The organism is Xenorhabdus sp. NBAII XenSa04, from assembly GCF_963866145.1.
In the GTDB taxonomy this organism is placed as follows: domain Bacteria; phylum Pseudomonadota; class Gammaproteobacteria; order Enterobacterales; family Enterobacteriaceae; genus Xenorhabdus; species Xenorhabdus indica.
In genome coordinates this window covers 18121-39829 of record NZ_CAWMEB010000437.1, presented here as the reverse complement: position 1 = coordinate 39829, position 21709 = coordinate 18121, and the positions used below count along the sequence as shown (strand labels likewise).

The 21709-nt window shown below is 40.9% G+C and carries 21 protein-coding genes and 1 other annotated feature; of the genes, 6 read left to right on the top strand and 15 right to left on the bottom strand.

Annotated elements, in window-relative coordinates; genetic code table 11:
- Together AAC147_RS18680 and AAC147_RS18675 are read right to left on the bottom strand one after the other, a co-directional pair.
- The coding region (locus tag AAC147_RS18680) for a phage tail protein (RefSeq protein ID WP_047683706.1) at positions 1-662 on the bottom strand (662 nt) is incomplete at its 3' end.
- Positions 663-973: 311 nt separating this feature from the next.
- On the bottom strand, positions 974-2554 hold the full coding sequence (locus tag AAC147_RS18675; RefSeq protein ID WP_047683705.1) for a TerC family protein: 1581 nt from the start codon (positions 2552-2554) through the stop codon (positions 974-976).
- Between the two features lie 279 nt (positions 2555-2833).
- Here AAC147_RS18675 and gndA point away from each other — a divergent pair, with 279 nt between their 5' ends.
- Positions 2834-4240, top strand: coding sequence for an NADP-dependent phosphogluconate dehydrogenase (gene gndA, locus AAC147_RS18670; protein WP_047683704.1), 1407 nt, complete (start codon positions 2834-2836; stop codon positions 4238-4240).
- A gap of 111 nt (positions 4241-4351) precedes the next feature.
- Here the strand turns inward: gndA and AAC147_RS18665 are convergent, their stop codons facing one another.
- Entirely contained in the window at positions 4352-4477 is a 126-nt protein-coding gene (locus tag AAC147_RS18665; RefSeq protein ID WP_255347680.1) for a hypothetical protein, read from the bottom strand.
- A gap of 337 nt (positions 4478-4814) precedes the next feature.
- Here AAC147_RS18665 and yiaY point away from each other — a divergent pair, with 337 nt between their 5' ends.
- A complete protein-coding gene (yiaY, locus tag AAC147_RS18660; RefSeq protein ID WP_047683703.1) occupies positions 4815-5966 on the top strand; it encodes an L-threonine dehydrogenase in 1152 nt (383 codons plus the stop codon).
- 190 nt (positions 5967-6156) lie between these two features.
- On the opposite strand, the gene hisIE is transcribed toward yiaY, so the two are convergent.
- Genes hisIE through hisG form a run of 8 tightly spaced genes read right to left on the bottom strand, consistent with a single transcriptional unit; the run spans position 6157 to position 13359 of the window.
- On the bottom strand, positions 6157-6792 hold the full coding sequence (gene hisIE, locus AAC147_RS18655) for a bifunctional phosphoribosyl-AMP cyclohydrolase/phosphoribosyl-ATP diphosphatase HisIE (RefSeq protein ID WP_047683702.1): 636 nt from the start codon (positions 6790-6792) through the stop codon (positions 6157-6159).
- Positions 6786-7562 (bottom strand): imidazole glycerol phosphate synthase subunit HisF, encoded by a 777-nt coding sequence (gene hisF / locus AAC147_RS18650; RefSeq protein ID WP_047683698.1) that lies wholly within the window; start codon positions 7560-7562, stop codon positions 6786-6788. Before hisF ends, hisIE begins: the two co-directional genes overlap by 7 nt.
- The gene (gene hisA, locus AAC147_RS18645; protein ID WP_047683697.1) at positions 7544-8281 is read right to left on the bottom strand and encodes a 1-(5-phosphoribosyl)-5-[(5-phosphoribosylamino)methylideneamino]imidazole-4-carboxamide isomerase; all 738 of its coding nucleotides are present in this window, start codon (positions 8279-8281) and stop codon (positions 7544-7546) included. The genes hisF and hisA overlap by 19 nt, the downstream gene beginning before the upstream one ends.
- A gap of 4 nt (positions 8282-8285) precedes the next feature.
- The gene (hisH, locus tag AAC147_RS18640; protein ID WP_047683715.1) at positions 8286-8876 is read right to left on the bottom strand and encodes an imidazole glycerol phosphate synthase subunit HisH; all 591 of its coding nucleotides are present in this window, start codon (positions 8874-8876) and stop codon (positions 8286-8288) included.
- 12 nt (positions 8877-8888) lie between these two features.
- On the bottom strand, positions 8889-9956 hold the full coding sequence (gene hisB / locus AAC147_RS18635; RefSeq protein ID WP_047683695.1) for a bifunctional histidinol-phosphatase/imidazoleglycerol-phosphate dehydratase HisB: 1068 nt from the start codon (positions 9954-9956) through the stop codon (positions 8889-8891).
- Positions 9953-11071, bottom strand: coding sequence for a histidinol-phosphate transaminase (hisC, locus tag AAC147_RS18630; RefSeq protein WP_047683692.1), 1119 nt, complete (start codon positions 11069-11071; stop codon positions 9953-9955). Before hisC ends, hisB begins: the two co-directional genes overlap by 4 nt.
- A gap of 9 nt (positions 11072-11080) precedes the next feature.
- The gene (gene hisD, locus AAC147_RS18625) at positions 11081-12454 is read right to left on the bottom strand and encodes a histidinol dehydrogenase (protein ID WP_052189645.1); all 1374 of its coding nucleotides are present in this window, start codon (positions 12452-12454) and stop codon (positions 11081-11083) included.
- 5 nt (positions 12455-12459) lie between these two features.
- Positions 12460-13359, bottom strand: coding sequence for an ATP phosphoribosyltransferase (gene hisG, locus AAC147_RS18620; RefSeq protein WP_047683689.1), 900 nt, complete (start codon positions 13357-13359; stop codon positions 12460-12462).
- Positions 13360-13420: 61 nt separating this feature from the next.
- Positions 13421-13543: a sequence feature (His leader region), on the bottom strand.
- A 408-nt stretch (positions 13544-13951) separates the two neighbouring features.
- Between hisG and AAC147_RS18615 the strand changes: the two genes are divergently transcribed.
- The gene (locus tag AAC147_RS18615) at positions 13952-14803 is read left to right on the top strand and encodes an SDR family oxidoreductase (protein WP_156115393.1); all 852 of its coding nucleotides are present in this window, start codon (positions 13952-13954) and stop codon (positions 14801-14803) included.
- Here the strand turns inward: AAC147_RS18615 and AAC147_RS18610 are convergent, their stop codons facing one another.
- The gene (locus tag AAC147_RS18610; protein ID WP_047683686.1) at positions 14804-15424 is read right to left on the bottom strand and encodes a glutathione S-transferase family protein; all 621 of its coding nucleotides are present in this window, start codon (positions 15422-15424) and stop codon (positions 14804-14806) included.
- 164 nt (positions 15425-15588) lie between these two features.
- Between AAC147_RS18610 and AAC147_RS18605 the strand changes: the two genes are divergently transcribed.
- Positions 15589-16797, top strand: coding sequence for a serine hydrolase (locus tag AAC147_RS18605; protein ID WP_047683681.1), 1209 nt, complete (start codon positions 15589-15591; stop codon positions 16795-16797).
- Between the two features lie 143 nt (positions 16798-16940).
- Here AAC147_RS18605 and AAC147_RS18600 read toward each other — a convergent pair whose 3' ends face one another.
- The 3 genes from AAC147_RS18600 to AAC147_RS18590 all read right to left on the bottom strand — a co-directional run bounded on the left by AAC147_RS18600 (position 16941) and on the right by AAC147_RS18590 (position 20529).
- Positions 16941-18245 carry an HAAAP family serine/threonine permease gene (locus AAC147_RS18600; protein WP_047683678.1) on the bottom strand — a complete coding sequence of 435 codons (1305 nt, stop codon included), beginning with the start codon at positions 18243-18245 and terminating at the stop codon, positions 16941-16943.
- 937 nt (positions 18246-19182) lie between these two features.
- Positions 19183-19791: an undecaprenyl-diphosphate phosphatase gene (gene ybjG / locus AAC147_RS18595; protein ID WP_047683675.1), complete on the bottom strand. Its 609-nt coding sequence runs from the start codon at positions 19789-19791 to the stop codon at positions 19183-19185.
- A 474-nt stretch (positions 19792-20265) separates the two neighbouring features.
- The gene (locus tag AAC147_RS18590; RefSeq protein WP_047683672.1) at positions 20266-20529 is read right to left on the bottom strand and encodes a GrxA family glutaredoxin; all 264 of its coding nucleotides are present in this window, start codon (positions 20527-20529) and stop codon (positions 20266-20268) included.
- A gap of 266 nt (positions 20530-20795) precedes the next feature.
- On the opposite strand from AAC147_RS18590, the gene AAC147_RS18585 reads away from it, so the two are divergent.
- Both AAC147_RS18585 and AAC147_RS18580 read left to right on the top strand, forming a co-directional pair.
- Positions 20796-21107 carry a YbjC family protein gene (locus AAC147_RS18585; RefSeq protein ID WP_047683708.1) on the top strand — a complete coding sequence of 104 codons (312 nt, stop codon included), beginning with the start codon at positions 20796-20798 and terminating at the stop codon, positions 21105-21107.
- A gap of 80 nt (positions 21108-21187) precedes the next feature.
- Positions 21188-21703 carry a YbjN domain-containing protein gene (locus AAC147_RS18580; protein WP_047683669.1) on the top strand — a complete coding sequence of 172 codons (516 nt, stop codon included), beginning with the start codon at positions 21188-21190 and terminating at the stop codon, positions 21701-21703.
- The last annotated feature ends 6 nt before the right edge of the window (positions 21704-21709 follow it).

Below are 21709 nucleotides of genomic sequence, written 5' to 3'. Positions count from 1 at the left end.
TCGTTGACACGGCGGGTTAACGGCACCCATTTCTTCTTGGCATTTTCTGGATTAGCTAAATCATAGGCTTTTTGGGCTAACTCATTAGCTGATTTCACGGCTTTTGATGTTGCTGCATGGGCCTCACTGTTACTGTCTACAGCATTACTTAAAATAACAAATCCTTTGTTTTTCAATGTGGCATCTGGATGGTTACGGCTGTCTGCATGGTCTCCGATTCTGTCCCTTACGTATCTGCGAGTTGCTAAGCCAGAAAATAATTCTTCAAACGAACCTACCAAATTTATGTTATCAATAGGTAAAAGCATACGAATTGTTTGTTCATGCTTTTGTGATTTGTACAGTTCAGCACAGTTTCCGATAGCAACTAGCGTACCACTTTTATCAAATAGACCTATTTCACGGATCCACCAGCTACCCTCATCTTCTGGGAGTACCTGTTCAACAACAATTTGGTTAGGGTTTTTAGGATCAATGAATAATCTGTCAATTTCTGCACGATATCTTTCATTAATCAATTGAGTTTGATTAGCATTCGGTGTTGGCAAATTTCCGTCGCCAACTGCCATGTGTGTAATTTCAAGCTTGTTACCTGAGGTTGCAGCGTTTTCCAGTTTATTGGCACCTGAATCTGTCAACAATGAAAAATATTTCGTACTCATGTAATCCCCTTATTTATCAATGACAAGTCAATGGAATAATTCACAAACCCGCCTGTTACAACACAAGTTCCTGTAGCATTTGCCTGAGCTATAACAGTTGACTGTTTAATAAGCTCATTGTTTTGGTAAACATGTGTTCGTGGAGAAATGTAGGCAGGTCCTGCCTATATGAGACATACATTGCATCTGCAAGATTAAGCGGATTAATTATCTGGAAATTCAAATTAAATCAAAATAATGAAATTTGTCAGAAATGAAAAAACCGACACAGTGTCGGTTTTTGTCAGTAAATGATGTGTATCACGAGTGAATTATTCTTTCATCTCTTCTTCTACTTTTAGCAAGGTGATTTTCACTTTGTTAATGCGATGACTGGTGATTTCCAGTGGTTCAAAAAGATAATCGCCAATTTGTAGTTGTTCCCCTTGTTGTGGAATATGTTGTAGATATTCCATTAACAGGCCCGCCAGTGTTTGGTATTCGCGTTTTTCATCCAGTGGTAGTGGAATATAAAGTATCAGATCATCCAGCGGCATAAATCCATTGGCAATCCAATGCCCTTCTTCTGTAACCTGAATATCATGGCGAGCATCAATCTCTCCACTGCCTACAGGCAAGTTTCCTGTGATGGTTTCCATTACATCTGTGACTGTGACAATACCTTCAACGGAGCCAAATTCATCCACAACAAAAGCAAAGTGAGTTTGTGCCTGACGGAATTGTTCTAACGCCTGAAGTAAAGAGAGAGATTCAGGGAAAATCAAAGGTTGTTGTACTAATTGCCGCAAATTAAATGTCTTATGAGTGAGTTGTTGATTAAGGATATCAATCACATGAACTACACCTAGCGGTTCATCACTGGTTTTTTCATCCGTGACGACAATCCGAGTGTGTGGTTTTTGCTCCAGTAATATAGCCAATTTGTCAGTAGGTGAGTGAACATCAAGGTAAACCACGTCGTGGCGTGAGGTCATAATACTGCTGACTGTACGTTGTGCGAGACTAAAAACGCGGGCAATCATTTGCCGTTCTTGTGGTTCAAAAACTTCTTTATGCTCTTCATGATCCGCGATCAAACTGGAAGTATGGTTATCCAAATCCGCATTTTCACGTTTGCCATTTAAAATATGGAGGACAGCTTCTGCGGTTCTCTCGCGTAGTGAGCGCGAAGCACTCAGGAATTTGCGACGATTGAAATGGGCGAATTGATTTAGTGCTTCGATCATAATGGAGAAGCCAATGGCAGCATAAAGATAGCCTTTCGGTATTTTATAGCCAAAGCCTTCGGCTAGCAGGCTGAAACCAATCATCAGTAGAAAACTGAGACACAGTATAACGATGGTAGGATGGGCATTAACAAACTTTGTCAGAGGCTTACTGGCCCATATCATCAGGATCATGGCGATGATGACCGCAGTAACCATGATACCAATATGATTAACCATACCCACGGCGGTAATAACGGAATCCAGTGAGAAAACAGCATCTAAGACAATAATCTGTACAACAACCGCCCAAAAACTTGTTCCTTTACGCTGTTGATTGGTATGCAAGATTTTTCCTTCCAGCCGTTCATTCAACTCCATTGTGGCTTTAAACAGTAGGAACATTCCCCCAATCAGCATAATTAAATCACGGGCACTGAATGGATGATCCCACAAGGTCAGCAATGGTGTTGTCAGAGAAATAAGCCAAGAGAGGCTGAATAATAAGAGCAACCTCATCAGCAGGGCACAGGACAAACCAGTGAGTCTGGCTTTATCTCTCTGTTTTTCAGGAAGTTTATCTGCCAGAATGGCAATAAAGATTAAGTTGTCAATTCCGAGAACAATTTCTAAAACGATAAGTGTGGCCAGACCTGCCCATATCGTTGGATCAGCGATCCATTCCATATAGTTTATTTTACCTTTTACTGTGACGGCTTGTGCCGACCTCTGAATAATGAGGATTGATTGTCAAAATATCAATAGGCGATTTATTGCAGTTGGAAATTTTTTCAGCAAAAAAACAGTATCACAATATCGGTTGCATCAATAACTATCCCCGATACCCATTCCTGAGTTAACATGTGATCTCATTAACAAATTGTCTACTATATTTTGTTGTACGCGATATTGTTACATGTACAACGTTTTGGTAGGCAGCAAGTCATTATCAGACGGGAGTTATTCATGTCCAAGCAACAGATCGGTGTTGTCGGTATGGCGGTTATGGGGCGCAATCTGGCGTTGAATATTGAGAGCCGTGGTTACTCTGTATCAATTTTTAACCGCTCCAGCGATAAAACTGATGAAGTGATCGCTGAAAATCCAGGGAAAAAATTAGTTCCAAGTTATTCCATTGAAGAGTTTGTCGATTCGCTGGAAAGGCCACGTCGTATTCTGTTAATGGTTAAGGCAGGTGAAGCTACGGATAAAACCATTGCATCTCTGACGCCGCATTTGGATAAGGGTGACATTCTGATTGATGGTGGCAACACCTATTTTCAGGATACTATCCGCCGTAATCGTGAATTATCCGCTCAAGGTTTTAACTTTATTGGTACAGGGGTTTCCGGTGGTGAAGAAGGTGCATTAAAAGGCCCTTCAATTATGCCGGGTGGTCAGAAAGAGGCTTATGAACTGGTTGCACCGATTTTGAAAGAGATTGCTGCTCAAGCAGATGGTGAGCCTTGTGTGACTTATATTGGCCCAGATGGAGCAGGCCACTACGTGAAGATGGTTCACAATGGCATTGAGTATGGTGATATGCAGCTAATTGCTGAAGCTTATTCTCTGCTGAAGCATTCACTGAATCTGAGCAATCAGGAACTGGCGGATGTATTCAATGATTGGAATCAGGGTGATCTGAGTAGTTATCTGATTGAAATTACTGCTGATATTTTCAATAAGAAAGATGAAGAAGGTAAATATCTGGTAGATGTGATCCTGGATGAAGCAGCTAACAAAGGGACTGGTAAATGGACTAGTCAGAGTTCTCTGGATCTGGGCGTTCCAGTAACGTTGATTACTGAATCTGTCTTCGCGCGTTACATCTCTTCTATGAAAGATCAGCGAGTAGCTGCATCTAAAGTTCTGTCAGGGCCAGAAGTCCAGTCATTTAAAGGTGATAAGTCAGAATTTATTGAGAAAGTTCGTCGTGCTTTGTATTTAGGTAAAATCGTTTCTTATGCGCAAGGCTTCCAACAGTTGAAAGCATCTTCTGATGAATACAACTGGAATTTGAACTACGGTGAAATTGCCAAAATCTTCCGTGCTGGCTGTATTATTCGTGCGCAATTCCTGCAAAAAATCACGGATGCTTACAACGAAAACCAAGATATTGCTAACCTGTTGCTGGCACCTTACTTTAAACAAATTGCTGATGAATATCAGCAAGCTCTGCGTGATGTTGTTTCTTATGGTGTGCAGAATGGTATTCCAACACCAACTTTCTCTGCGGCTATCTCTTATTACGATAGCTATCGTTCTGCCGTTTTGCCTGCCAATCTGATTCAGGCACAGCGTGACTATTTCGGAGCACATACCTATAAGCGTATCGATAAAGAAGGTGTATTTCATACTGAATGGTTATCATAATGGTTAGTTATTTATAATAAATACTTAACTTTAAAAATGATGAGGTGCTGAGTTTTCAGCACCTTTTTTGTAGCAAAATTTTTTAATAAATAATATATAAAAAAGTGATCTCTATCTCACCAACCATTCAGCAAATTGCACCAGCCAGTGAGCCATATTTGCATCAAAAGCGTGATGTATCACAATAATGCAGATAACCACCAGCCCAATTATTACCAGAATAAAAATATTATTCATAGAATAATCACCTATTTTGTCTGGTTGAATTATAGCAAAATATAAATTTTATTTAATTTGTTTCTGGTTAACTAGAGGGCATTCTGAATGTGACTAATTCCGGTATGGCGATACTTGAGTGCTATCCGGTAGCGCTTTGAATGTTTAATCCTGTATTTGACTCATCTTAAAATAAATTTTTATTTTTTAGGTTTAGTGAAATTCAGTTTATTTTTTAATCCTACACTAGGGGTTATTGATATGAGTCAAAATTACTGATGCAGATAAGTGACAGATTGTAAACCACTTCTCTTACATCAGGATTTGAGATACCTCAGTAAAATCTAAGGAGTTCCTAATGGCAATATCAACTTTCTTTATCCCGCCGGTGAATAAAATCGGTATGGGATGCTTGAATGAAGCCGTTGAGTTAGTGAAAACTTATGGCTACAAACAGGCTTTAATCGTCACTGACTGTGTACTGAACGAGATTGGTGTTGTTGGGAAAGTTCAGAAGTTATTGACTGATGTAGGGATAAAAAGTGCAGTTTATGATAGGACGAATCCGAACCCAACTACGATCAATGTCGAACAAGGTCTGGCTATTCTGCGTCAGCATGATTGTGATTTTGTAATTTCTCTGGGGGGTGGTTCACCGCACGATTGTGCAAAAGGTATTGCTTTGGTGGCGGCAAATGGTGGTGATATTCGTGATTATGAAGGTGTTGATCGCTCTGCAAAACCCCAATTGCCGCTGATAGCGATTAATACCACGGCAGGGACAGCTTCCGAAATGACACGTTTTTGTATTATCACAGATATAGATCGCCATATTAAAATGGCAATTGTGGACAAAAACGTGACCCCGATCTTATCAGTTAATGATCCTGCATTGATGATTGGAATGCCAAAAGGACTGACGGCTGCGACGGGTATGGATGCATTGACTCATGCGATTGAAGCCTATGTATCTATAGCGGCTAATCCGATCACTGATGCTTGTGCATTAAAAGCGGTAACAATGATCAGCCGTTATTTGCGTCGTGCTGTTGAAGATGGCAGTGATGTAGAAGCGCGTGAAAATATGGCTTATGCCCAATTCTTAGCGGGTATGGCATTCAACAATGCTTCTTTGGGTTATGTTCACGCGATGGCGCATCAATTAGGTGGTTTCTATGATCTGCCACATGGTGTCTGTAATGCGGTGTTATTACCTCATGTACAGCGTTTTAATGCCAAAGCCGCAGCATCTCGCTTGAAAGATATTGCTGCTGCGATGGGAGCCAATGTTGCGAATGTCGATGATAAAGAGGGTGCGGAAGTATGTATTCAAGAGATCAGCCGACTGGCGAAAGATGTCAACATCCCGGCGGGGTTAGCTGAACTGAATGTTAAATCAGAAGATATCCCAACATTGTCAGCTAATGCCTTAAAAGATGCTTGTGGTTTCACCAATCCGATTCAGGCATCACATGAAGAGATTGTTGCTATTTTCGAAGAAGCAATGTAGTGATTCATAATATTTTTTCTTCATAACATTTTTCACAAACTCTGCCATCTTATCTGGTAAGGGTAAGGTTTAGTAAAAAGCCACTTCGTTTTATTCAGGTAAATTAACGAAGTGGCGTATTTTCTAACTTCGATTCCTGTTCAGAAAACGATTCTTTAAAAGTTATTGCTTAAAAAATATTGCTTAAAAACTATTCCTTAATTGAATGCCTTTTTTGCAATTGGCGGATGACACAACTAAGATCCAAATCTTGATCTTGTAGTAATACCAATAGATGATAAATCAAATCCGCAGCTTCATTGGTGAGTTCTTCTTTATCATTAACAGTTGCTGCTAATGCAGTTTCTATACCTTCTTCTCCCACTTTTTGCGCAATGCGTTTTGTCCCACGGGCGTACAAGCGGGCAGTATAGGAGCTATCCGGGGACGAATTTTTTCGACTTGCTATTAACTGTTCCAGTTGGTAAAGAAAGCCCCATCCTGTTTGTGCGGAAGCAAAACAGCTTTCAGTGCCTTTATGGCAGGTTGGTCCGACAGGATTGGCAAGGATAAGGAGAGTATCGTTATCACAATCAGAGTGAATTTCAACTAATTCCAGAAAATTACCGGAGCTTTCACCTTTAGTCCATAACCGCTGTTTAGTGCGTGAGAAAAAGGTAATTTTGCCTGAATTTAGCGTCACATTTAGTGCTTCCTGATCCATGTAACCCATCATCAACACTGTACCAGACACGGCATGTTGCACGATAACGGGCAAGAGGTTATCGACTTTTTCCCAATCTAATTTTTCAATTTCTTGTTGTGTTAATGCTGGTATCGTTAACATGTTCTTATTTCAACCCCTTGTGCTGCCAGATACTGTTTCAGTTCACCAATGTTGATGATCTGTTTGTGGAAAACGGAAGCGGCTAAGGCACCATCAACATTCGCTATTTTGAAGGCGTCTAGAAAATGTATTGGGGCACCTGCACCACCGGAAGCAATCAAGGGTACAGAGCAGGCTTCCCGAACCAGTTTAAGTTGGGCGAGATCATAACCATTACGCACCCCGTCCTGATTCATCATGTTCAGGACAATTTCACCGGCTCCACGTTGTTGTACTTCTTTGACCCAATCTAATGTTTGCCATGAAGTTGCGATAGTGCGTTTTTCATTTCCGGTAAATTGGTATACTTGATAGCTATTGTTCTTTTCATCAAACCATGTATCAATACCGATCACGACACACTGAACCCCATAGCGATCAGCCAGACGGTTAATCAAAAAAGGATCTGCTAAGGCAGGGGAATTAATAGAAATTTTATCTGCACCGAATGATAAGATTTTCCCTGCATCTTCGACGGTTTTGATCCCACCAGCAACACAAAAAGGGATATCAATCATTTCAGCTACTTTCGCAACCCAGCTTTTATCGACTATACGGCCATCAGAAGAGGCGGTGATATCGTAAAATACCAGTTCGTCTGCACCTTCCTGGGCGTAGCGTTGTGCAAGGGGAACGATATCCCCAATAATCTCATGATTGCGAAATTGTACTCCTTTAACCACTTGTCCATCGCGTACATCAAGGCAAGGGATTATGCGTTTTGCCAACATTGAATAGCCTCCCTCAGTGTAAATTTCCCTTCAAGTAACGCGCGACCAACGATCACACCTGCAACACCAGATGCAGGCAGGGGAGAAATATCGGCAAGGCTACCGATCCCTCCGGATGCTTGAAATGCGATTTGTGGATAGCATTGACTGATTTCCTGATATAGCGAAATATTAGAACCATTCAGTGTGCCATCACGGGAAATGTCGGTACATAGAACATGTTTTAGGCCAACAGGAAGATATTGTTCAACAATTTGTTCAAGTGTGGCTTTACTGTTTTCCTGCCAACCACTAATGGCAATTTGTTTAACACCATCTGTATTGATGCGGATATCCAGTGCCAGCACTATGGCTTCTGCTCCGTAATCTTGAAACCATTGCTTAACTAATTCTGGTTGGGTGACCGCAGTTGAGCCAATAACTACCCGACTTGCTCCGGCTTCAAAGAGCGCTTTGACATCGTTTTCTGAACGAATACCGCCACCGACTTGTACAGGAATGGAAATACCTGCCAGTAGCTTACGTAACAATGTCATTTGGCGTTTTGCAGGATTTTTTGCTCCGGTCAAATCCACCAGATGCAATAGCTTGGCACCTGTTTGTTCATATTCCTGTAAACGGGATAAGGGAGAATTTCCATAATCCCGGCGTCGGTCATAATCACCTTGATGCAAACGCACAACGTTGCCATCGATTAGATCTAATGCAGGTATAATCATGCGATTACATCTCCAGAAAGTTTTTCAATAGCTGTGCTCCCGCCGCGCCGGATCGCTCAGGGTGGAATTGCACACCCAAAAAATTGTTTTTTGCAATTACGCTACTGAATGGATTGCCATAATTCGTTTGAGCAATAGTGTATTCGCCAACAGGCAGGGCATAACTGTGTACGAAATAGAAATAAGCATTATTTTTAATATTGTGGAATAAGGGATGCCCGGCGAGAGCATTAACTTGATTCCATCCCATGTGTGGTAATGGCAAACCAGAAGTTGCCATTTTTCTGACAGAAGAATGGATTAACTTGAGTAATGAGATATTACCGCCTTCTTCGCTGGTTTCAGCCAGAAGTTGCAGACCCAGACAGATCCCTAATACTGGCTGAGTGAGAGAAGTGATCAGGGAGATCAATTCCCGTTGTTGAAGTTGATCCATTGCGGCAGTAGCTGTGCCTACACCCGGTAAGAGCAGTTTCTCGGCTGATTTAACAATATCTGCATCATGGCTGATTACAGGTGCATAGCCTAACCGACGGACAGCATAGGCAACGGAGGCAAGATTGGCACAGCCTGTATCCAAAATAACAACTTTCATCATCATTTTCTCTTATAAGACACCTTTAGAGCTGGGCAAGGTATCGCCTTCTATGCGGATAGCTTGTCTTAGGGTGCGGCCAAAAACTTTAAACAGACTTTCGGCACGATGGTGATCATTCTTACCTTTAGTTTTCAGGTGTAAGGTACATCCCATTGTATAAGAGAGGGAACGGAAAAAATGTTCGATCATCTCTGTACTTAAATCCCCAACACGTTGATGTTTAAATTCAGCTTTATATTCAAGGTGTGGTCGGCCGGAAATATCCAGGGCGCAACGGGCAAGACATTCGTCCATTGGAAGCGTAAATCCGAAACGGGCAATACCACGTTTATCACCTAATGCTTGTTTCAGAGCTTCCCCTAATGCAAGACCAGTGTCTTCAACAGTGTGATGATCATCAATATAAAGATCACCCTCAACTTGAATGTTCATGCGAAAACCACCATGAGTGGCGATCTGATCCAGCATATGATCAAAGAAACCGACGCCTGTATTAATGCGACTCTCTCCTTCTCGGTCCAGCCAAATGTCAATATTGATCGTAGTTTCTTTCGTTTTACGGTTTACGCTGGAATGACGATCTTTATGGGTCAACTGTTCACAAATGGCTGACCAGTCCAGTGAATCAGCTTGATAACGAATGCCTTGTATTCCCATTTTTCGGGCTAATTGCAGGTCAGTTTCCCGATCACCAATCACGTAACTGTTCTTGGTATCCATAACACCATCTGCCAGGTATTTCTCGACCAAACCGAGTTTTGGTTTGCGGCAATCACAGTTATCTTCCGGTTTGTGAGGACAGATTAATATCTCTTCAAACTGGATACCTTGTGAAGTAAGAATTTGCATCATCAGAGCATGAGGTGGTTCAAAATCAGCTAGAGGAAAACGGCTTGTACCTAATCCATCTTGGTTAGTGACCATAACTAGTTTGTAACCGAATTTTTGCAGGGTCAGTAGAGCAGGGATCACGTCAGCTTCAAAAGCCAATTTATCAAGGCGGTCGACTTGATAGTCCGTTGGTGGTTCAGTAATCAATGTTCCATCGCGGTCAATGAAAAGCAATTTCTGGCTCATGGATTTTCTGTTTCCTGTACTTGTTGAGTTTGTTTGCAAATTTGTTTGCAAAGAGTAGCAATGGCATTGACAAGCCGCTCACATTCACTACGGTTGCCAACAGTAATACGTAAGCAATTTTCTAATCCCGGTTGTTTTTGTTGATCGCGCAGGATAATGCCCTGATCCCATAATGCTCTGAATACTAATTCAGCATTGGTGAATCTCACCAGGATATAGTTGGCTTCACTGGGAAATACCTTTTCCACCAATATCAGTTCATCAAGTGCTGCTTGTAGATAAGCTCGATTAGCAATAATTTCTCCTACCCGGTTTTGCATTGTCCGAATGCCTGTTGCAGTTAGTGCCTGTGCTGCGATATCTGCAACAGGCGTAGCAAGTGGATAAGGAGCAATCACTTTCAACATTAGCGCGATAATATCGGCAGAAGCCAGAGTAAATCCACAACGTAGCCCTGCTAAAGCAAAAGCTTTCGAGAGGGTTCGCAAAATCACCAAGTGGGGATACTTTTTTAGCCAGTGAGTGGTAGTATTTTGCGGGCTGAATTCGATATAGGCTTCATCAATGGCAACAATGGCACGATTGTGGGTAAGTTCGAGGATCTGGCGTAATGCAGCGGGATCAATCAAATTACCTGTTGGATTATTCGGGTTGCAGATATAGATCAATTTGACGCGATCCAGATTATTTTGGATTGCTGTAGTATTTGGCTGCCAGTCAGTACTGCTGAGGATCTTTTTCTGCTCGACACCGAAGGTTTCAGCGCTGACACTGTACATACCGTATGTTGGAGGGCAAAACAGAACGGCATCTTTACCCGGTTCGCAGAAAACGCGGATCAGCAGCTCTATGGATTCATCTGCTCCACGGCTGACAAGCACTTGTTCTGGTTGCAGGTTTGTGTAATTTGCATAACGCTGAATAACCGTTACAGGTTGGCACTCAGGATAGCGATTGAGCGTTTTTTCCGAGAATTGGAAATCAGGGGCGGTGTGATATTCGTTGGCATTTAACCAAATATCACCCTTGCCACCCAGACGACGGGCTGACATATAAGGGACTAATTTGCGGATATTTTCTCTTGCCAGTAAATTGACATCAAAAACAGTGCTCATTATTGCTCCTTAAGCTTTGGGATGAGTGTCGGCATTGTCTGCACTATCTGTACTGTTCAGAGCAGCTATACGTAATGTGACCGCATTCTTGTGCGCAGTGAGTTGTTCTGCCTGTGCCAGTGTTTCTATAGTTGGTGCAAGTTTTTTTAAACCTTGTGGTGTGAGTTTCTGAACTGTCATTCTTTTCAGGAAATCAGCCAAACCGAGGCTTGAGTAGGTTGAGGTATAACCATAAGTTGGTAATACGTGATTTGTACCAGAAGCATAATCTCCCGCAGATTCAGGCGACCAGTTGCCAAGGAAAATGGAACCCGCATTGGTGATTTTGTCTACAAGCTGTTCTGGTTGCCGCGTTTGGATGATCAAGTGCTCAGGGCCATATTGGTTACTGATTGTCACACATTGGTCAATATTAGCAGTGACAATGATACGGCTGGATTGTAAGGCCTGAATAGCGATTTGTTGACGTGGCAGCGTGAGGAGTTGTTTCTCGATTTCACGAATGACCTGCTTGGCATAATTTTCGTCAGGTGTGACCAATATGACTTGGGAATCTGGGCCATGTTCTGCTTGTGAAAGTAGGTCTGCTGCGGTAAATGTGGGATTAGCACTATTGTCTGCAATTACCAGTACTTCTGAGGGGCCAGCCGGCATATCAATGGCTGCACCATCAAGGTGTTGGCTTACTTGTCGTTTGGCTTCGGTGACCCAGGCACTACCTGGACCAAAAATTTTATCCACTTTAGGGATGGATTCTGTACCAAATGCCATTGCTCCAATGGCTTGAGCACCACCAATCTGAAATATTTCGCTGATACCGCATAATTGGGCAGCGTAGAGTATTTCATCAGCAATCGGTGGTGGAGAGCATAAAATTACTTTACGGCATCCTGCGATACGGGCGGGAGTGCCGAGCATTAGCACAGTGGAAGGTAATGGCGCGGAACCTCCGGGGATGTATAGCCCTACTGAATCAATTGGCCGTGTAATTTGCTGGCAATACACACCGGGTATAGTTTCTACTTCAATTACTGTTGGTTTTTGTGCTTCATGAAACAGGCGGATATTGTTCATGGCCTGTTGCATAGCTTGTTTGATTTCTGGTGCCAGGCGTTTGGTTGCGGTGTTAATCGCATCTACAGAAATTTGGATGGTATTAACTGCGATATTATCGAAATGTTGACTAAGTTCCCGTAATACTTCATCTCCTCGCTCTTTGACGGTTTTTAGGATCTGTTTTACCGTACTGGTAACATTTTCAGATGCGGCAACAGCAGGGCGGGCTAGCAGCATTTGTTGCTGTTCCGGCGTACATTCTTGCCAGTGAATGATGGTGTTAAAATCAGCGGTATTGCTCAAAGTTATATTAAGATTAGCACTCATCAGGATTACTCCATCATCTTTTCAATGGGTAAAACAAGAATGGAGCTGGCACCCAGTGTCTTGAGTTTTTCCATCGTTTCCCAGAATAGAGTTTCACTGCTGACCATGTGCATGGCGACACGGTTTTGAGCTCCAGCCAGAGGCAAAATAGTTGGGCGTTCTGCGCCCGGCAGTAATGAGATAATTTCTTCTAACTTGTCACTTGGAGCATGTAGCATGATGTATTTGGACTCACGAGCCTGAATGACACCTTGAATGCGGATCATCAACTTATTAATGAGTTGTTGTTTTGTTTCTGGCATTTCACCATCACGTTGGATCAGACAGGCTTTTGAACGATAGATAACTTCAACTTCCCGCAGCCCATTTGCTTCCAATGTTGCACCAGTTGATACCAAATCACAGATGGCATCGGCCAATCCTGCCCTGGGAGCAACTTCAACAGAGCCATTGAGAAGACAGGGTTTGAATTGAATACCTTTTTGATCCAGATAGTGTTTTAATAGGTGCGGGTAAGAGGTAGCGATACGAGAGTCTTGCAAACATTCTACGCCAGTATAGTCATAATCAAGAGGGGCGGCGAGAGAAAGGCGGCAACTGCCAAAATCAAGGCGGCGCAGTGTGGTATATTGCGGACTATCTCCCCGTGCGAGACGACTAAGCAATTCTTCTTCGAGTACATTTTCACCAACAATACCTAAATCGACAACACCATCCATTACAAGACCAGGAATATCATCATCACGGACACGTAAGATATCAATAGGCATATTTTCTGCGAATGCGATCAGGCGTTGTTGTTGTAAATTGATTTTGATGCCACAGCGTGCCAGTAATGCCTGGGAGTCATCACTCAAGCGTCCTGATTTCTGCATAGCTATCCGTAATCGAGTTTTATCTAACATGTTATGTCTACCCTATATCAATATATAAATTTAAAAATTAGGTAACTCGGAATCTGTTGGGCATAAAAAACCCCCGGAAAATCTTCCGAGGGTTTTTTATCGCATTCACACCACCGGAAGAGTTATTAAACGTCTTCCAGCACACAACAGCCTGAAAGACTAATCAGGATGATGATGGTGATGGTTAAATTGAATACGATTCATAATATGTATGCTCTCTGTCGAGTATGTGATTAATAATTTGAGTGTATATTTATCGCCTTCCAAGTCACGGTTTTGTAAGCAATGGCATGTTTTAGCGTTACTTATGTTTGGCTTACTTTGTGACTTCAGGAAAACTTTATGCTTAACTTTATATATATGTTTGCTATATGTTAGATGTTAGCAGATATAAGAAATTAACTGTCTGCTATTTAACCTATCTGATCCTCTATATGGAAAGCAACCTTTTTTTTAAAAAAGTTATTTTTCGCTATTAATTTTTTGTTTTATATGAAAATTATTTTTATCCTCTTTAGGAAAGTGAGCGGGTGATATCTTTTACAGGCGTAATTTGCTTCAATAATCAAAATCATATGGGCTGGGGAGAATCATGGTGAAAAAGGTTTCAATTATTGGACTGGGATGGTTAGGAATGCCACTGGCACAAGCCTTGCAAGGGAGTGGTATACAGGTAGTCGGTAGCAAAACAACCCCGGATGGTGTTGAAGCAGCTTGTATGTGTGGAGTTGACTGTCATTTATTGAATTTGACCCCTGAAATCATCTGTACACCTGATAAACTTGAACAACTTATGTCAGTTGATGTATTGGTTCTGACATTGCCTGTTAGCAGAGTTGCAGGAGGTGGGGCAGAGTATGTCAGAGCAGTACAGTTACTTGTTGATACTGCGCTCTCGTATTCTGTCCCTCATATTATTTTTACCAGCTCAACCTCCGTTTATGGTTCTTCTGTCGGCCATCTCAATGAAGATGCGCCATTGTTTCCTGAAACTCAATCTGCCAGAGCATTAGTTGAGCTGGAAAACTGGTTGCATCACTTACCCAATACATCTGTTGATATCCTGCGTTTGGCGGGTTTGGTAGGTAGTGGTCGCCATGCAGGACGTTTTTTGACAGGGCAGAAAGCGATTGCTGGGGGAGAAAACGCAGTTAATTTAGTTCATCAGGATGATGCTATCTCTGCTATTAAACTCCTTATTCAGCGTTCTGAAGGAGGCAATATCTATAATTTGTGTGCTCCGGAACACCCTAAAAGATCGGAGTTTTACTTACAAGCCTGTCGTCAGCTTAATTTAACCCCGCCAGAATTTTTACAACCGGAAGATGAGGAAATGGAAAATCAGACTGGGAAATGTAAAACGGTTGATGGAAGTCGCATTTGCCGGGAACTGGGGTTCGAGTACCAATATCCAGATCCCGGTAGAATGCCGATGAGCCTGTAATTAATTTATTTCAATCATAACGATTTTTTTGAACGCTGGCCTTTCAGTCATTAATTGATACCAGCGTTCTAAGTTTGGCAGCGATAGTCGTTCTGTCACGACATTAATCCATAGGTAGACAAAGGGGGCAAGGGCGATATCAGCCATACCAAATTTATCACCGGAAAGATAGGTTTGTTTGCCCAATGTTTCATCAGCAATTTTCAGTAGTTTTTCTATCTCTGCTAATGCTTGAGATATGATTTTTTGATCGCGTTGCGCTTCTGGAGTTCTGACAAGGTTTATCATGAGCTGTTTGATAGGAGGAAAGAGATTACAGCTTATCCAATCCATCCATTTTTCGACATTATATTTTTCTTTAATATCAGTTGGATAGAGAATATCTTTGCCAAATTTTTCCGCAATATAACGGACTATCACATTTGATTCCCACAGGATAAAATCATCGTCCTGTAAACATGGAATAACGCCATTAGGGTTCATGTGTAAATATTTTGGATCATCAAGTTTGCCAAATTTTCCACCAACATCAATTTGCTGGTATGGGATCTTTAATTCTTCCAGACACCAAAGAACCTTTTTTACATTTGATGAATTCTTACGGCCCCAGACTGTCAGCATCATTTTCTCCTTAATATCAGGTTGTTCTGAGTTATTGATAATATGACAATGAATTCATGTGAATGACAGAAAAATCTTTACGTTATTGGGTTGGAGACTTATCTCATAACATCCTATATTAATAGAGGTTTTATATTTTGGCTGTCAGAGAAAAAAGGCGATCGATGATGAAAAAAAGAGGTCAGATAAAGATAATAAAGTTTTTTACAGTGGGGCTAAGTGTTTTTTGGCTGGCAAGTACCAACGTATACGCGATAAATGAACCGGCTGCGCCAGAGATTGATGCTAAAGCTTATATTTTGATGGACTATGCCAGTGGAAAAATTCTGGCGTCACATAACCCTGATGAGCGTTTGGATCCTGCGAGTCTGACAAAGATGATGACCAGTTATGTGATTGGGCAGGCGATGAAAGCTGGCAAAGTTTCCCAAGAGGATTTGGTCACTGTCGGAAAAGATGCCTGGGCGACAGGTAATCCGGTACTTAAAGGGTCTTCCCTGATGTTTTTAAAACCCGGAGATAGAGTCAAAGTCATTGATTTAAATCGTGGTGTTGTGATCCAGTCTGGTAATGATGCCAGCATTGCTCTTGCAGATCATGTTGCAGGTAGTCAGGATGCTTTTGTTGATTTAATGAATAAATACTCCCAATCGCTAGGTCTGACAAATACTCATTTTAAGACTGTTCATGGTTTAGATGCCGCCGGGCAGTATAGTACTGCTCGTGATATGGCACTTTTGGGTCAGGCAATGATCCGTGATGTTCCAGAAGAATATGCGCTGAATAAAGAAAAAGAATTCACTTTCAACAAAATCCGTCAGCCTAACCGTAACCGTTTGTTGTGGAATCAAAACATGAGCGTGGATGGTATAAAGACAGGCCATACCAGTGGAGCAGGATATAATCTTGTTGCTTCTGCAACAGAAGGTCCAATGCGTTTAATCTCAGTTGTTCTGGGTGCTCCAAGTGATCGAATTCGTTTTGTGGACAGTGAAAAGCTCCTGGTATGGGGTTTCCGTTTTTATGAAACCAGTACCTCGCTTAAGGCCGATGATGTACTAGTAACAGAAAAAGTGTGGTATGGAACTCGCCCGGAAGTTGCTTTAGGGGTAGAAAAAGATGCGGCAGTTACGGTTTTGCGTGGGCAGTCGGGTAATTTGAAAGCAAGTTTTACACTGAATCAGACACCACTGGAAGCGCCATTGGCAAAAAATCAGGTTGTAGGAACGGTTAATTTTATGCTGGATGGCAAGGTCATTGAACAACGCCCGCTGGTAGTCAAAGAAGCCGTTGAGGAGACAGGGTTCTTTGGCCGCGTTTGGGATTTTATTGTACTGACCGTCAGCGGTTGGTTTAACTCAATTTTCAATTAGTGAATGAATAAGTAAAAAAATAATAATTTGAAAATACTCAGAAATTAAACAAATGCCAGTCACCTTTATCGTGGCTGGCATTTGTTTCAGGGCAGCGATTTTGTTTTAGGGTAACGATTGTAGAAAGCTGCCTGATATATACATTACATCACAGAATAAATGGCTGCTGAAATGGCGATTAAACCTGTAACAATGACAAAGATATTGCTTGGTTTGTCTGCATATTTGCGCATAGCTGGAACTTTATGAATAGCATACATTGGCATGATGAACAGGATCATGGCAATGATTGGTCCACCCAGAGATTCAATGATGTTCAAAATACTTGGGTTAAGTGTTGCAATAATCCAGGCACTGATTAGCATGAACAAACTGGTGATACGATTCAGCGTCTTGTGCTGAATAGTTTTTCCTTGTGTGCTCAGTGCCTTGTTAATGATGCCATTAAAACCTTCACGGGCACCCAGATAGTGACCAAGGAATGATTTGGTAATTGCGATAAAGGCAATGAACGGTGCAATGTATTCAATGACTGGTGCATTAAAATGGTTAGCCAGATAAGACAGAATAGTAATGTTTTGTGCTTTGGCTTCTGCCAGATTTTCAGGTGACAAGCTTAGTACGCAGCTAAAGACGAAGAACATGACTGTCAGTACCATCATGATGTGAGCATAGCCCAGAATGCGTGAACATTTTTTTTCCGCATTTTCACCGTACTCTTCACGTTTTGCTACAGCAAATGCAGAGATGATGGGGGAATGATTGAAAGAGAAAACCATTACTGGGATCGCTAACCACAGGGTGAACAGCAGACCATGACTATTGGTTGAAGATACGGCATTTTCCAGTGATAAAGTATCAAAGATAGCCGTGTTCCAGTGGGGGATCAGATACAGAGCCAGAAGCATCAAAACGGTGACAAATGGGAATACCAGGACACTCATTGCTTTGACAATCATTTGTTCGCCGAAACGAATAATGCTCATAACGCCCAGGATCAATAACAGCGCCAGCAGTGCACGAGGTGGAGCATCCATATGTAGCTGGTGGGTAATAAAACTTTCTACCGTATTGGTTAGCGCAACACTATAAACCAACAGGATAGGGTAAATTGCAAAGAAGTACAGAATGGTGATTAAAAAACCTGCCACTTTACCGAAATGTTCTTCTACCACGCCAGTGATATCTTCGCCGCTGTTTTTGCCGGACAGGACAAAGCGACACATGCCACGGTGGGCAAAGAATGTCATCGGAAGTGCAAGCAGTGCCATGATGATAAGTGGTATTAACCCACCAATACCGGCGTTTATGGGAAGAAACAGAACGCCAGCGCCAATGGCTGTACCATATAATCCTAACATCCATACAGTGTCTGATTTACGCCAGGTAGAATGATCGCTTTTGCTGAAAGCAGAGGATGCGATTGAACCTGTTTGAGATGTGTCCATAAATATCTCCGAAATAACGCGGTAAAGTAAAATTTAAAAATTGCTAAACCCGCACATTAATAAAATGCGCGAGTTGGATTCGTTATATGAATAATAAATTGTCAGATATTGTTCTGATGTTTATTTAAACACTTTTATTTCTACATTAATAATATTGCCTAAAATATGGTCATTTTAAGCAGAGGATTCGAGATCCAGTTTAGTTCTAATTTTTGATGTTTAAATCAAAAAAACTTAATCACAGACTTTTGCTAGGGGGAATATAATTATTTTTAGTAAAATGTACCGTGATCGCTCTCGCAATTGTAAGATTTATATCGTAAAGTTAATATGTTATGAGTTCTTATGATGATGTTAATTAAATATTAAATAAGATGTATGAATAAAAAAATGGATAATAAATATCATTAATTAGATTTCAACATTCTGTGTTCGTTTACTATTCCTGATTTTTTATTAAAATATTAATATATTATTTTTCATGAGGGATTTCAGTTCTGGCTTAATATAATCCTTATCTCTTTAGCTATAAATTCTTTCCTCTATATTTTACTGTATCAGTATGAAATAACAGTAAAATAATAATGACTTTTATTTTGGTTTGAAATGTGTGCTGTATGATTGGGATTTTGGTTTCATTAATATTATGAATTAATAATCTTCTTGATGTTTAAAAGATGTTGAATAAAAAAAAATCAAACAAGGTTTGATTTGTAAAGAAAGAGTAATCTTATTACAGTTATATAATGTTATATATAACGAAGTGCTTTATATCGATTGCTGATCTATTTATTTTTTAGATAACACAGAGGATTTGTCAAATGAGAAGTTATTGTGTACAGCCACACTACTCACTTTCTTAATCATAGTTCCCCCAGTTACAAGATCTCAAGTCTCTGGGGGAATCCATTTTCTGTTGCGATGTTGAGAGCTTGATTTAACTTTGTACCCAACCTCGTCTGATTAAAAAGGCACAGCAGAATTGGTAAAGGCAGGTTAGTTTGCTTTGCAAGCATGCTCCATAGAGGTGCCAGAATATTTGGGAAAATGCACATCCCATTAGGCTGACCAAAAATGCGCCAAGCATATCAATTGGCCAGTGAACTCCGACATAAACTCTGGCCCAGACAATAGCGCAGGCAATCACCATCAGACAAAAACCTGACCAGATGCGGTGCCAGAAGATAAATGCTAGTGCAAAAGTAAACACGGCTGTACCGTGGTTACTGGGGAAAGAAACTGTTGGCGCATGAGCAAGAAAATTATGACCAACACCTTCAACAAAAGGGCGTGCATGTGGAACCAGCATTCCAATAATTGCTGAAACTGTTATTGCAAAGGCAAATGCAATACAAGATTTACTGACAACAATGCGCTGGTGTGAGATAGCGTCTTTTTCCCCCCAAAGCCAGCAAACTACCAAGGTGATGGGGTATACATACACCAGATATTTTGCAACAAAGATTGAAAACATGATCATACCTGGTGATGAATCTGGTGTAGCATTGATAAGAGTAAACAAATCGTGGTTCAGTTGTTCTAGCAAAATGAGCCTCACACGTGCATTGAAGTAAGAATATGATAACGTGCTTTATCAAATACTGTGCAAAACAATAATTTTATCATGTGGTTTAGTAAAGAGATATCGCCTAAATTCGTCATGTTGTTTAATACTGATTAAAATTGAAGTGAGTAAATAATGTATTGATGTGTGCATGTTCCTTATGACTGTTCTTTTCTTGTAAAAACAAAAAATTCCGGCATAAACAAAAAACCCGATAGTCTTTAACCAAAGGGGATGACTATCGGGCTCCTCAATATGGGGACATCAAAGAAAAGCAGTGGCACTAATTCAGACTGTGTGAAAACATGAAAGTTCTCAAGATCGAAAAAAAATTACTGAATTTTTTCAGTGCGGCGGTAGATTGAGAAGTATGGGGCGGAGTTTTGTTGAATATTTAGGCGCATGCCGCTATCCAGAAAGAGAATTTTTCTCTCACTTAAATAGCGGATGCTACGATTATTTGTATAGTTCCAGATTTTCTTTGGCGTAGGCTTCAAAATCTGTACAGCCGCCAATGTGTTTTTCATCAATGAAAATTTGAGGAACAGTCTCAACAGGTTTACCTACTGTTTTTGATAAGTCGTCTTTGGTGATGCCTTCTGCCCAGATATCAATATAACGGTAGTCAAAATCTTTGCGCTCTGTTTTTAATTTTTCAGCCAGCTCCTTAGCGCGGACGCAGTATGGACAACCGGGACGACCAAAAATGACTGTGTACATATAAAATAAACTCCTTATTGGTAATAGCCATGGACTACATAGGTATGTCATCTTGGGTTACTATGCCTGTAAGAGCGGGTAAAAAAAAGCAGGAATTTCCTTTCGCTTTAATCAGCCCCACCAATTAGACCTCATGGATTTCAAGATGTAGCCAACAAAAGAGGTAACTTGAAGGACAAAGGATATAGCAGATATTTATGTATGGTAGCCTGATGAGAACGGTTAAAAAAACATCTCACATATCAGATTTGGAAGGTAGTCAACAAATGAAGAAAAGTACATCGAAAGAGATGCGTTCGTTGGCTGATATGCCAAAGCTGGTTATTTTATTGGAAATATTGGGAATTGGGTTGTTGGCTTTAGTCTATTTGTCGATAACTGGTAGCATAATTCTATCGCCTTTATTAATGACGACAGAAGCACACATTGCTATGATCTTATTGGGTATTGGTTGTTTGATACCCGCAGCTATCCATATTATCTGGCGTGCGATCTATAATCTTTCTTTCTTAGGAATTGATCATAAGAAAGCAAGTAAAAATCATCAGATTGGCTCTGATGAAGAAAAAACAAAATAGGTTAACGATTTCATGTTGCTATCCTAGTCGTGTTTTCTGAAGGTAGCATATGTCACTTTTAGTCATATGAGGTTGATTCAATGGATTCTATGGTTATCCCAAATTTAGCAACATTACGTAATTGGCTTGATAAACTCAAAATCTCTTATTTTGAGAATGAAGCAAGTCCAGTATTACATTTGCCTCATATGCAGAACATTGATGGCTTGTTTGATGCCAAGCTTGATCTGTTAGGGGAGGTTGTCTTTTTCTCCGCTTTGGCGGAGGTCAGGCCAACTGCGATTATTCCATTAGTGGCAAATTTGAGCCAGATTAATGCCAGTTCCCTTACTGTTAAGGCATTTCTTGATGTTCAGGACGAAAATTTACCCAAACTGATTGTTTGCCAGGCATTTCCTATCGCTGCTGGTATGACTTTCCAGCAATTTTCTCATTTTATGAAGCAGAGTGAGGAACAAATTGCTAATGTGATCTTTGAAGTTCACAGTAATAATTTCCTTTATGTTAATAGTGACATGGAAAACGAGATGGAAATGGAAGTAGAAGATGAAGAATCACAAACTTCAACAAAAACATCAACGTTTACCTTGCACTAATATTTT